The 11,766-nt window shown below is 56.9% G+C and carries 11 protein-coding genes, 1 pseudogene and 1 other annotated feature; of the genes and pseudogenes, 2 read left to right on the forward strand and 10 right to left on the reverse strand.

What is annotated here, in order from left to right:
- The first annotated feature begins 197 nt into the window (after positions 1 to 197).
- The gene (locus E5201_RS13580; protein WP_140986954.1) at positions 198 to 617 is read left to right on the forward strand and encodes a hypothetical protein; all 420 of its coding nucleotides are present in this window, start codon (positions 198 to 200) and stop codon (positions 615 to 617) included.
- Here E5201_RS13580 and E5201_RS13585 read toward each other — a convergent pair.
- The 9 genes and pseudogenes from E5201_RS13585 to E5201_RS13620 form a co-directional block, all read right to left on the reverse strand.
- Positions 581 to 1,810, reverse strand: a pseudogene (locus E5201_RS13585) (IS3 family transposase). The gene E5201_RS13580 and the pseudogene E5201_RS13585 overlap by 37 nt on opposite strands.
- Positions 1,410 to 1,526, reverse strand: a sequence feature (AL1L pseudoknot). Its footprint overlaps the pseudogene before it by 117 nt.
- Before the next feature lie 162 nt (positions 1,811 to 1,972).
- On the reverse strand, positions 1,973 to 3,952 hold the full coding sequence (locus E5201_RS13590) for a rhamnogalacturonan lyase (RefSeq protein ID WP_140986956.1): 1,980 nt from the start codon (positions 3,950 to 3,952) through the stop codon (positions 1,973 to 1,975).
- Between the two features lie 295 nt (positions 3,953 to 4,247).
- On the reverse strand, positions 4,248 to 4,646 hold the full coding sequence (locus E5201_RS13595) for a metallopeptidase family protein (RefSeq protein ID WP_246050774.1): 399 nt from the start codon (positions 4,644 to 4,646) through the stop codon (positions 4,248 to 4,250).
- The gene (locus tag E5201_RS14820; RefSeq protein ID WP_181404644.1) at positions 4,643 to 4,810 is read right to left on the reverse strand and encodes a hypothetical protein; all 168 of its coding nucleotides are present in this window, start codon (positions 4,808 to 4,810) and stop codon (positions 4,643 to 4,645) included. The genes E5201_RS13595 and E5201_RS14820 overlap by 4 nt, the downstream gene beginning before the upstream one ends.
- Positions 4,807 to 5,376: an ATPase gene (locus E5201_RS13600; protein WP_140986958.1), complete on the reverse strand. Its 570-nt coding sequence runs from the start codon at positions 5,374 to 5,376 to the stop codon at positions 4,807 to 4,809. The genes E5201_RS14820 and E5201_RS13600 overlap by 4 nt, the downstream gene beginning before the upstream one ends.
- 2 nt (positions 5,377 to 5,378) lie before the next feature.
- Positions 5,379 to 6,194, reverse strand: a complete 816-nt coding sequence (locus E5201_RS13605; RefSeq protein WP_140987077.1) for an enoyl-ACP reductase FabI — start codon at positions 6,192 to 6,194, stop codon at positions 5,379 to 5,381.
- 169 nt (positions 6,195 to 6,363) lie between these two features.
- Positions 6,364 to 7,584: a beta-ketoacyl-ACP synthase I gene (gene fabB / locus E5201_RS13610; protein WP_140986960.1), complete on the reverse strand. Its 1,221-nt coding sequence runs from the start codon at positions 7,582 to 7,584 to the stop codon at positions 6,364 to 6,366.
- 29 nt (positions 7,585 to 7,613) lie between these two features.
- Positions 7,614 to 8,132 (reverse strand): 3-hydroxyacyl-[acyl-carrier-protein] dehydratase FabA, encoded by a 519-nt coding sequence (gene fabA, locus E5201_RS13615; protein ID WP_140986962.1) that lies wholly within the window; start codon positions 8,130 to 8,132, stop codon positions 7,614 to 7,616.
- Between the two features lie 112 nt (positions 8,133 to 8,244).
- Entirely contained in the window at positions 8,245 to 8,865 is a 621-nt protein-coding gene (locus E5201_RS13620; protein ID WP_246050784.1) for an SH3 domain-containing protein, read from the reverse strand.
- A 183-nt stretch (positions 8,866 to 9,048) separates the two neighbouring features.
- Between E5201_RS13620 and E5201_RS13625 the strand changes: the two genes are divergently transcribed.
- Positions 9,049 to 10,035 carry a 2-hydroxyacid dehydrogenase gene (locus E5201_RS13625; RefSeq protein ID WP_140986966.1) on the forward strand — a complete coding sequence of 329 codons (987 nt, stop codon included), beginning with the start codon at positions 9,049 to 9,051 and terminating at the stop codon, positions 10,033 to 10,035.
- Here the strand turns inward: E5201_RS13625 and E5201_RS13630 are convergent.
- Positions 10,032 to 11,744 carry a sensor histidine kinase gene (locus E5201_RS13630; RefSeq protein ID WP_246050799.1) on the reverse strand — a complete coding sequence of 571 codons (1,713 nt, stop codon included), beginning with the start codon at positions 11,742 to 11,744 and terminating at the stop codon, positions 10,032 to 10,034. The two genes, E5201_RS13625 and E5201_RS13630, sit on opposite strands and share 4 nt — an antisense overlap.
- Between the last annotated feature and the right edge of the window lie 22 nt (positions 11,745 to 11,766).

An 11,766-nucleotide genomic window follows, 5' to 3' on the forward strand; every position in this document is an offset into this window, starting at 1 on the left:
AGCAAAACGGGAAGCTTTCTTACTGTGACTTTTATGTCTCACAGCGTGACACACTCCGGAACCCATTTCCTGATCCGGCCGCATAATTCTGGAGCGGATCAATTATTAAGCCGGCGGGTATTGTCCATGTTTTTTTCTTGCCCAAAGGTTGTAATATTTGCATAAATACAACCAATTGGCAGTGTGGAGGGCATGTAATGACATTTATTGACGCGGCAGACGATGATCATACGGATGATTTTTGGATAAAGGCCGATCTCACACCCTCCCTGACCTATGCCTCCTTTCAGAATGCTGTCCCGGTCCTGCGATCCATTTCTGTCGCTAATCGTCGCCCTGAAACCCTGACCAGCCTCACCGTTGAACTGGCGTCTTATCCGGGTTTTCTACGTACCAAAACCTGGGCTATTGATCGCCTTGAGATTGGTGAAGAACTGACGCTAAGCAATCGACGTGTTGATTTAGATGCCGCCTATCTTGCCAGCCTTAATGAGGCTGAGCGGGGGACTATTCGTTTAACCTTGCGTACAGAGACTGAGATTGAACCGCACCGGGTTTGCCAGAGACCGTTTGGTTTAAGTTATGCAGCCATTTCTGGCATGTCCAGTATTGCGTAGTATCTTTCTTCGGCCTCGGCAGGCGGAATGTTTCCTAGGTTCAAGAAGACGCCTGTTGTTGAACCAATCTACCCATTCCAGTGTTGCAAACTCGACGGCCTCAAAGTTACGCCACGGTCCTCGCCGATGGATGACCTCGGCCTTGTAAAGACCGTTGATTGTTTCGGCGAGGGCATTGTCGTAACTGTCGCCGACGCTTCCGACCGATGGCTCAATGCCCGCCTCCGCCAGCCGCTCGGAATAGCGAATGGACACATATTGCGAACCGCGGTCGGAATGATGAACCAGTCCGCCGCGGTGACTGGGCCGTCGGTCATGAAGCGCCTGATCGAGGGCATCAAGGACAAAGCCCGCATGTGCAGAGCGGCTTGCTCGCCAACCGACGATGCGGCGGGCGAAGGCATCAATCACGAAGGCCACGTAAACAAAGCCCTGCCAGGTGGCCACATAGGTGAAATCAGATAACCACAGCCTGTTCGGTGCGGGCGCGAAGAAGTGCCGGTTCACCCGGTCAAGCGGGCAAGGCGCAGTTTTATCCGACAACGTGGTTTTGACCGGCTTGCCACGAATGATGCCTTGAAGCCCCATCGCCCTCATAAGCCGCGCCACAGTGCAACGGGCAATGTCGTAGCCTTCTCGCTGCAACTGCCGCCAGACCTTGCGCACGCCATAGACCTGGAAGTTCTCGTTAAATACCCGGCGTATCTCGACCTTCATGGTCATGTCGCGTCGAACGCGGGCCGATAGACGGCTCACGTCTTTGCGTCTGACGATGGCCTCATAATAGGTAGACGGGGCAATCGGCAGTAACCTGCAGATCGGCTCGACCCCGAACACCGGGCGGTTTTCGTCGATAAAGGAAATCATCGCTTCAGTGGGCGGTCGAGCTCCGCCATCGCAAAATAGGCTGATGCCTTGCGCAGGATATCATTCGCCTGACGGAGCTCGCGGTTCTCCCGCTCCAGCGCCTTCATCTTCTCCGCGACGTCACCCGGAAAACCCACACGCTTACCGCTGTCCACCTCGGCCTTCTTCACCCATTCATTGAGCGTATGAGCCGAGCAGCCGATCTTGGCGGCTATGGAAGAAATCGCAGCCCATCGGGAAGGATGTTCAGCTTCGTGCTCGACCACCATTCGAACGGCGCGGACGCGCACTTCAGGGGAAAATTTGTTTGTCGTCTTGCTTGTCATAGACCCTACTTCTCACGAGTTGGGGGCTCCGGCAAACTCGGCGCGGTTCACTTCAGAGATCGTGAGCCAACCACTGGATTTAGGCCTAAGCTATTCACTGAACGTGCAAAAATCCGCGCCCTTTTAAGGACGCGGATTATCAGGGACATAAAAGAATAAAATCTATTCGGGTTTACCGGTAATCTGAACCTTGATTTTCGGCGGCATCTTCATGCCTTCGCCGATGTAAAAAGACGGCCAGGGCGGCTGATTATAGGCCGTGTTCTGCCAGGCAATGGCCGCACGATATTGCGGGTCGTGCATCAGGGTCGTAAATTTATAGGTCGTCGGAGTGGATGTGGAATAGATGCGTAAAGACCGGTTGTCCTCGGCACGTAGGATCACTTCCTCGCGCCAGTCGCCGAAAATATCACCGGACAGTGCGGGCGTGGCCTTGGTGCCGTTATTGGAGGTGGCCCCTGCGGCCTCAAGGAGAACGCGGCTTTCACCGGCTTCCCAATCCCATTTGTATATCTTGTTGCCATCAAGGATTTCACGTAGCAGATCGCCATCCCACCAGACCATGAAGTTAAGCTGACGCGGACGTTTGTCACTAATGACATTGCCCTTCAGGTCATAGAGGTTATCGCTATTGCTGCCCCAGAATTCGGCACCCGGAAAGCGTGGATCAATATCTCCGGCGGCACCGCGGCCGGTGTCTTTATCCGCAGGCACCTTGAAAATGACCTCGCCGGTACGGGCATCGAGAAGGGCCGAGCCTGCATTACCGGACATCTTCATGTTTTCGTGGACACCCCATCTTTGGAGGCCTGTCTGGTTCGGATCAAAAGCTGAAACGTGCATGGCATCGCCATGCCCCATGCCAGTGTTCCATAGAACCTTGCCGTCATCATCCAGCGTCATGGCACCGTAGATGATCTCATGCCTGCCATCGCCATCGACATCAGCGACGCTGAGCTGGTGGTTCCCCTGCCCGCCGGAGCCTTTGGGGGCATCCGGGGCTGAGGAATCGAAATACCAGCGCTTCACCAGCTTGCCGTCGCGCACATCAATCGCGGCCACGGTGGTCAGGGTATAGTAGCCACGGGCAAATATGGCACTCGGTTTCACCCCATCAAGCCAGGCCGTACCGGCCAGAAAACGATCCGCGCGGTTGCTATAGGCATCGCCCCAACGCGCCTGCGCTTCTTCGGGGGTCGGATTGTCGCCGTTCGGCCCGCGCGTCGCCGGATAAGGAATAGTGTCACGCACAGCACCGGTACGTCCGTCAAACAGGCTGAGATATTCCGGCCCGTGCAAGGCCCTGCCGGCAAATCTCTGGGTCGGCGGCTCGCCGTTGGTCGCTTCCGGTTGCGGGGTTGGCGCATAGGGGTCAGTAATCGGTACAAATGGCCCCGGCCCTGACAACCAGTTGGCGCGGGCATCGCCGATGACCTTACCCTGACCGTCCACCGTACCGTCCGCCGTCTTGACGATCAGTTCGGCAAAGCCGTCTCCATCATAGTCAGCCACCTGAAACTGTGTGTAATGCGCGCCGGAACGGATATTACGCCCCAGATCAATGCGCCAGAGTTGTGTGCCATCAAGCTTATAGGCATCGAGATAGGTCGGGCCGGTATAGCCGTTCTGGGCATTGTCGCGTGAATTATCCGGGTCCCATTTGAGGATGATTTCATACTGCCCGTCGCCATCCAGATCAGCGACAGAGGCATCATTGGCCGTATAGCTGTAGGCCTTGTTATCCGGCGTTACGCCGTCGGCGGGCTTATTGAGCGGGATGTTCAGATAGCCGTCGATAGTGATGGCCTTGCTGCGCGGGCCTTCCTTCCGGCCAGTCACTTCGCTGACCTCATAGACAGCGTTGGCTGTGCCTTTTTCATCGGCAAAATTGGTACGATCGGTAATCGGGCGGACATTCAGCTTTTTGCCGTCACGATAGACATTGAACCCGAGGCCGTCAGCGTCATTGGCCAGCGCCCGCCAGCTGATCAGCACGCCCTTTGAAGCGGTGACCGCCACCACGCCACGATCCAGCGCTTCCGCCTGCATGACAGGGGCCTGCGCCTGTGCTGATACGCCTGATCCGACCATCAGCACCGCTGCGGAGGCACCGGCCCATAGTTTTGTTTTGAATCCCGTCATGTGTTTCCCTTTTTATGGCATTATTTTTGGTACGTCTCTATGGACGGTTTCCGTCTGTAGACAACACGGAATACTGAAAAGAATCAAGGTTTGAGACCGCCGCGTACAACCGGTAAAAATCCGGCGGCAGCGTTTTTGCTGCTGATGATATTCTGGCCTTTACAACCCTTTTCAGGCGCGAGCGCCTAGAGCCGATTTCGTTCATATTGAATCGAAATCAGGCTCTAAGTCTTTTGTTTTGTCGCATTTTCTAACGCCCAAGCGGTATCCACTTGGTCGGAAAATGCTCTAGGCTTCAGACGGGGCCTTGAGGGTGTCCTCCAGCCAGGCCATATCCGCGTCCGACAGACCAAAAATTGTGGCCGACCTCATGGATCAAGATCAGGCTGACCAGTTCCTCAAGCCTGACGCCGGTATCTAACCATTCCTCAAGGATGGGACGACGAAACAGATGCACCATCGGCGGCAGATCACCGGTGAAGGCCTCATGCTCTGCCGGCCTACCGGAATAGAGACCAGTCAGTTCGAAGGGATCGTCTATCTCCAGCTCACGCAGGAGGTCTTCGGAGGGCAGGTCTTCGATAATCAGAACCACACCCTTAAGGTAACCGGCAAAAGGCTCCGGCAGTTTTGCGAGAGCCTCTCGCGCAAGTGTGTCTATGTCCTTAAGGGTCGGCGCGGCGGCATAACTCATTTTACCGGTGCGTCGCCATTCTCAGGATTAACAATCAGCGGCTTCTGACCATCCCAGACAACCCAGTATTGCCCGAGGCGGCGTTTACGCTCAATCGTCTTGGTGGCCGCCGATTGCAGTGCGCGCAGGGCCTTAAGAGACTCAAGGGAAGATTTTTCACTCATGCTCGCGCCATCTCCTTCAACGCGTGATACGCCGCTTGATGGTCAATTCTAACACCTGACGTGTCACTTTCAAAGACCTGCATCACTTCACCGCCTGCATTGATGAAACAGCTGCAACGGTTAACCGCGTCTGTGTAGCCGTTGAAAAGATTGTACAGGCTGCGCGGAAAACGTCTGCGAATAACGTTCTCAGGAATATCGTGCCCGCCGTGACGCACACGCTCCGCTACCCGCAGCAACGACATGTCAATCGATGGCAAGGCCAGATAATAAAGATCGACGGACCAGCCCATCTTTTGCAAGCGTTCAATAAGCCTCAGATAAACCCGACCGGAAAGCGTGGTTTCAAAGGCGAAATCGTCACGCGCCTGTATCTTCTGTTCCATTTCGCGTAAAAATAAACGGCTGGCCGTCACCGCCTGAGTTTCAGGTCTGAAAGGTGATAAGCCAGCCGCAATCATATCCGCGTTTATAAAATGCCTGACGCCCAGTTCTGGCAGGTATTCCATCGCAAAGGTGGTTTTGCCTGCACCATTCGGGCCTGCAATGATCAGGCACCTCGGCACAATCAGCCCTGAATGTCTTCGGGCAGGCCAACCGCGTGGAAACCGGCATCGACGTGGACAACTTCACCCGTCGTCGAGAAACCAAGGTCAGAGGCCAGCCACAGAGCTGCGCCAGCGACGCCCTCCATAGAGGTTTCTTCCTTCATCAGCGAGAACTGACCCGACTTGGCATGCAGGCCGCGACCGCCGCTGATGCCCGCCAGTGACAAGGTGCGCATGGCCCCTGCAGAAATAGCGTTGGCGCGGATGCCCTTTGGACCCAGATCGCGGGCAATGTAGCGTGTTGAGGCCTCAAGCGCGGCCTTGGCAACACCCATGGTGTTATAGTTCGGAATGACACGCTCAGACCCAAGATAGGTCAGGGTGATCAGCGAGCCGCCATTGGGCATCAGTTCGGCCGCACGACGCGATACATCCACAAACGAGAAGGCCGACACGTTCAGCGCCAGCAGGAAGCCTTCGCGGGTAGTGTTTTCTACAAACGACCCCTGAAGTTCGTTCTTGTTGGCGAAGGCCACCGAGTGAATGACGAAATCGATCTCGCCGTAAATCTCTTTGAGTTTGGCAAAGGCCGCATCCATCGAGGCATCGTCGGTCACATCACATTCGATCAGATGCTTGACGCCTATGGATTGTGCCAGAGGCTCCACGCGACGCAAAAGGCTTTCCCCCATATAGGAGAAGGCCATGTCCGCGCCCTGCGCCGCCAGTTGCGAGGCAATGCCCCAGGCGATGGACTTTTCATTGGCCACGCCCATGACAAGGCCCTTCTTGCCCTTCATCAGGTCGCCTTTGGGGAATTTCCAGCCGTCTTCCATCATAACCTCCGTACGCGAAAAAGTCCCTCGCTGCGCTCAGTGTACTTTTTCCGCGAAATCAATATCGTGAAAAATCTCTTCGGGGCGGCCCTTCAGAGATTTTCCGGCTTTTCCAATTTGAGGTAAAAGTACACTGAGGCGAATGCCGAAGGACTTTTACCCGCGTATTCTACAGATCAGCCTGCGATAGGATGATCGAACCGTTGGTGCCACCGAAGCCGAACGAGTTCGACATCACCGTCTCAAGCGCCCCGTCACGGCGTTCGCGCAGGATGGGCACGCCCTCAAAGGCCGGATCAAGCATGTCGATATTGGCGCTTTTGGTGGCGAAGCTGTGGCGCATCATCAGCAGGCTGTAGATGGCTTCCTGCGCACCGGCGGCCCCAAGGCTGTGGCCCGTCAGGGATTTGGTCGAAGAAATCAGCGGCAGAGCATTGCCGAACACATTGCGGATGGCTCCGATTTCCTTTTCGTCGCCGACCGGCGTCGAGGTGCCGTGCGGGTTGAGGTAATCGATCTTGCGGCCACCGGCCAGACGCAGGGCTTCGCGCATACAGCGCTCTGCCCCTTCACCGGACGGAGCCACCATGTCATAGCCGTCCGAATTGGCGGCATAGCCCACGATCTCGGCCCAGATATCAGCTCCACGCGCCTTGGCGTGTTCATATTCTTCAAGCACCAGAGCGCCTGCGCCACCGGCAATGACAAAACCGTCGCGGTTAACGTCATAGGCGCGCGAAGCCACCGAAGGCGTATCATTATATTTGGTGGACATCGCCCCCATGGCATCGAACAGGTTGGACAGGGTCCAGTCCAGTTCTTCGGTGCCACCGGCCAGCATCACATCCTGCTTGCCCCAGGCGATTTGCTCCGCCGCCGCGCCAATGCAGTGTACCGAGGTCGCGCAGGCTGATGAGATGGAATAGTTGACGCCGCGGATTTTGAACCAGGTCGCCAGAACCGCCGACGGGCCGGACGACATGGCTTTAGGGACCGCAAACGGCCCGATACGCTTGGGGCCTTTGTCACGCGTGGTTTGCGCGGCTTCGACGATGGTGCGGGTCGAGGGGCCACCGGCACCGAAGATGATGCCTGTGCGTTCATTGGAAATGTCAGAGGCTTCAAGACCGGCGGAGGCAATAGCCTGCTCCAGTGCCACATGGCCATAGGCCAGACCATCGGACAGGAAACGGGCGGCACGGCGATCAACGAACGGTGTCCAGTCGCCTATGGTCGGCGGCGCATGTACCTGACTTTTGAACCCAAGCTCGGCATATTCAGGCGCCTTAACGATACCCGATTTTGCGTCCCGCAAAGAAGCGGTGACCTCATCGGCACCCGTACCGATGGAAGAGACGATGCCCAGTCCTGTGACAACTACCCTACGCATGAAACCCGTTCCTCGTCTTTATGCTTAAACTAAACCAGATCCTTGGCGTCAAACAGGCCGACGCGAAGACCCGACGCACTATAGATAGGCTTGTCATCCGCCAGCACAACGCCTTCGCCAATGCCCATGATCAGCTTGCCGGTGATGACGCGCTTCATATCGATACGGTAGGTGACCTTTTTGACGTTCGGTGTGACCTGACCGGTGAACTTCACTTCGCCAACCCCAAGGGCGCGCCCACGGCCCGGATTACCCGACCAGCCAAGGAAGAAGCCAACCAGCTGCCACATGGCATCAAGCCCGAGACAGCCCGGCATGACCGGATCGCCAAGGAAGTGACAGGCGAAGAACCAGAGATCGGGATTAATATCCAGCTCCGCTTCGATATAGCCTTTGTTGAAGGCGCCGCCATCTTTGGTGATGGTGGTGATGCGATCCATCATCAGCATGGGCGGTGCCGGCAACTGGGCATTGCCCGGGCCATACATCTCACCACGCGAACAAGCCAAAAGGGCTTCGTAATCGAAAGAAGAAGGACGCTCGCTCATGAAGGCTCCGGTAGAATCGCTACGGATGAAAGCTCATCCGGCATCAAGTTACATGTTGTAAGGATGCGTTACACGACCGGAGGCGCAGGCTCAACCCTTTTTCAACCTGCCTTCACTCTCTTCCGGCCCCAAGCCGCGTCAGGATGTCCGGCCGCTTGCAGACTGCATGGCTTTGTGTGCCCCACAGAATGCGTTCCTCAAGCCAGCCGCTCTCGCGACCAATGGCCACCCGACAATGACCGTCACGGCATTTATCAAGGAAAGCCAGAGCGCGCGGGCGCACATTTGATTTGATGCGCGCATCGTCTTTTGGCTGGGTACGTAGTTCCTGAGACTGCGTACCGGTTATCATCACCGCGCGACGCGGCGACAACAGGTTTTTGCTGACCCACGCAATCCCGCCGTCAGGATCACAGATCATGCGCCATTCCTTGGTTTCGGTAATAATCTGAACCGGCAGGCCCTTCTGGCGATAGGTCCAGAGGATCTTGTTGTCGCGCGACGGGCCCGAGCGGGCATTGGTTTCATTGAACTTAAGACTGGCCCAGCGCGGGATCGGCTGTTTTGACGGCGTATCATATATCGTCTGTGCCTGCGCAGGCGCCGCCATAAACAGGGCGCACAGCCCTATCATCAGTGCAGCCACAACCAAGGCTATCTTGACGATCTTTGTCTGTGTGTGGTCTGCTGCGGAGCGCAGGAAAACACCGTCTGGACTTGAAAATCCGGTCATAAAGAGGAATCTGCTCATATCGGTTTGCAGCGGACAGGATAAGGGCTTAAAGGCCAGAACATGAATCGGTTGCAAAGCTTCAGATTTGGTTAACAAGACCCTAAGACAAGCTACAAAAACAAAAATGCCTGCCTATGCAGAACCGTCGGCAGAACAGTTGTCTGGGGAAAAGAAAGAGGGCCTATGGGTACGAAGAAACTTAACGTTGTCATGACCGTCAAATTGCCGGATGGGGTCGAGACGCGTTTTCGTGAACTGTTCAACACGACCCTGTGGCTGACCAAGGAACCCATGCCGCGCGAAAAGCTGCTTGAGGCCGCCGCCACTGCCGAAGTCGTGGTCTCCTCGATCAATGATCGCATTGACGAAGACTTTTTTGCCGCCGCTGGCGAGCAGCTTAAGATGATCGCCAATTTTGGCGTCGGCCATGACCATATCGATGTCGCCAAGGCCGTTGAAAAAGGCATTATTGTCACCAACACACCCGGCGTTCTGACCGAAGACACCGCCGAAATGACCATGGGCCTGATTATCGCCGTCGCCCGTCGCTTCGTCGAAGGTGCAGGTACGGTGCAGCGCGGTGAATTTTCCGCCTGGTCGCCGACCTTCATGATGGGAAGGCGCATCTATGGCAAGCGTCTGGGGATTGTCGGCATGGGCCGCATCGGTCAGGCACTGGCCCGACGCGCCCGCGCCTTTGGCATGCAGGTGCATTATCATAACCGCAAGCCGGTATCGCCGCGCATTTCCGATGAGCTTGAGGCCACCTACTGGGATGACCTCGATCAGATGCTGGCGCGGATGGATGTCATTTCCATCAATTGCCCGCGCACACCGGAAACCTATCACCTGCTCAATGCCGAACGTCTGGCGCTGTTGCAGCCGCACGCCATTCTGGTGAATACCGCCCGCGGGCAGATCGTTGACGAGGACGCGCTGGCCCAGCTTCTGAAGGATCACAAGATCGCCGGTGTCGGGCTGGATGTCTATGAGCGCGCACCGGCCATTGCCCCTGCCCTGTTCGGCCTGCCCAATGCGGTTATGCTGCCGCACATGGCCTCAAGCACCATCGAGGCGCGTACCGATATGGGTGATCGGGTCATCCTGAATATCAAGACGCTTCAGGATGGGCACCGCCCGCCTGATCGCATTATTCCGGCGATGCTTTAGCGGTTAATGAACGGATTATCCGACCGGTAATCCTGTATCGCGATGGTTCTTAAGCTGTCTTCCAGCGGCAGTTCCGGCTGATCGGACGGCGTGGCCACCGGCAGGATGACGCTGACGCTGGTGCCGGTGCCCGGTTCACTCTCGATGGTCATATGACCCTTGTGCAATACCGCCAGTGCCTGCACGAGCGACAGGCCAAGCCCCGTCCCCATAACGCGTTGTTCCAAGGGGCCTGTCTGCTGATAGGGTTTGCCCAGCCGGTCGAGGTCTTCGGGGGCAATACCGACGCCGGTGTCATTGACCTGAATCTCTATGCCATCGCGTCCGGCCTCCGTCAGGATCAGGCCGATTTCACCACCATTGGGCGTGAATTTCACGGCATTGGACAGGAGGTTGAGGCAAATCTGTTTCACGGCGCGTTTGTCGGCAGTGACCTCAAGCGGCACCGGCGGCAATACCGCCTTGAGCGCCACGCCCTTTTCCTGCGCCGTGGCCATAATCAGCCGCAGCGCCGAAGCCACCGGATCGCGCACATCGAAACGTTCAAGGCTCAGTTCGTATTTCTGCGCCTCAATCTTCGACATATCGAGCACATCATTGACCAGATCGAGCACGTGCTGGCCCGATTCCCAGATCAGCTGCGCATATTCGGTATATTTATCGCTTAAGGGGCCAAACAGCTTTTGCCGCATGATATCCGAGAAACCAATCACGGCATTGAGCGGCGTGCGCAGTTCATGGCTCATAGAGGCGACAAACTGTGTCTTGCCGCGATTAAGCGATTCAGCTTCAAAACGCGCGGCCTCAAGCGCGGCTTCGCGTTGCTTTTGACCGGACGCATCGGCCAGAACTGCATAGAGGCGGCCATCGCTGGCCTTACGCACCGACAGGCGCACATAGGCTTCAAGCGCGGCATGGGGATGAAAGCCCGCCTCACCCCGCCCCGTGGTCATGGCCTGCCCGACCGCCTGCATCAGCGCCAGCCGGTCGGGCGCATGCGCCGAGGGGTATAGGCCCTGCGTCAGCAGACGGTTGAGATCAAGGCCTCTCGGGGCTTCGCCAAACGCGGAAATGACGCGGCCTTCGTCGGTCAGGGAGACGATCAGTTGCGGTTGCTCACTCAGTAGCCTGAACAGACGCGCCCGCGCTTCCTCGGCATCATGGGTGCGCTCAACCCGCGCCCTCAGGGCAGGCATAAGCGCCAGCCCGAAGCTGCCGATAAGCGTCAGAAAAGCCACCGAAGATAGCCATAACCGCTCAATGAGTGACGGCAAGGGCATAATATGCGACAACGACAGGGCAATGGCGATCAGACCAATGGTAAAACTCAAGGCCGCCCCAAGGGAAATCAGCCGACGCTGATTAAGGGCCACCGCCGCCGCCAGAGGCATCACCACCCAGGCCGCCAGAGGCCCGGCAATGCCGCCGGTCAGGCCTACCGCCACCAGAGCACAACCGCCCCATATCCAGACCAGTACCGGACGTATCCACCGGTTGTTTTTTGACAGCAATAAAACGGAACTGACACCGGGAATACCCGCCACCAGAAGCGCAATCAGACCAAACAGCGACACCGGCAGGAACAGCAATCCGGCAAAGGCGCACAGCATCACACCCGTCCAGATGAAATGCCAGACAAGCACCCCCAGCCGTACGCCTGTGCGCCGGTGTTCCTGACGACTGAAATCCCTCAAAGCTCTAAGCGGCAAACGGTGTAGCCCCTTTGGTAAC

The sequence above is a fragment of the Asticcacaulis tiandongensis genome (assembly GCF_006475605.1).
Classification (GTDB): domain Bacteria; phylum Pseudomonadota; class Alphaproteobacteria; order Caulobacterales; family Caulobacteraceae; genus Asticcacaulis; species Asticcacaulis tiandongensis.

Coding starts and splice junctions, on each gene's coding strand:
- E5201_RS13580 (WP_140986954.1), top strand. CDS start 198: ATGACATTTATTGACGCGGCAGACGATGATCATACGGATGATTTTTGG.
- E5201_RS13590 (WP_140986956.1), bottom strand. CDS start 3,952: ATGACGGGATTCAAAACAAAACTATGGGCCGGTGCCTCCGCAGCGGTG.
- E5201_RS13595 (WP_246050774.1), bottom strand. CDS start 4,646: ATGAGTTATGCCGCCGCGCCGACCCTTAAGGACATAGACACACTTGCG.
- E5201_RS14820 (WP_181404644.1), bottom strand. CDS start 4,810: ATGAGTGAAAAATCTTCCCTTGAGTCTCTTAAGGCCCTGCGCGCACTG.
- E5201_RS13605 (WP_140987077.1), bottom strand. CDS start 6,194: ATGGAAGACGGCTGGAAATTCCCCAAAGGCGACCTGATGAAGGGCAAG.
- fabB (WP_140986960.1), bottom strand. CDS start 7,584: ATGCGTAGGGTAGTTGTCACAGGACTGGGCATCGTCTCTTCCATCGGT.
- fabA (WP_140986962.1), bottom strand. CDS start 8,132: ATGAGCGAGCGTCCTTCTTCTTTCGATTACGAAGCCCTTTTGGCTTGT.
- E5201_RS13620 (WP_246050784.1), bottom strand. CDS start 8,865: ATGACCGGATTTTCAAGTCCAGACGGTGTTTTCCTGCGCTCCGCAGCA.
- E5201_RS13625 (WP_140986966.1), top strand. CDS start 9,049: ATGGGTACGAAGAAACTTAACGTTGTCATGACCGTCAAATTGCCGGAT.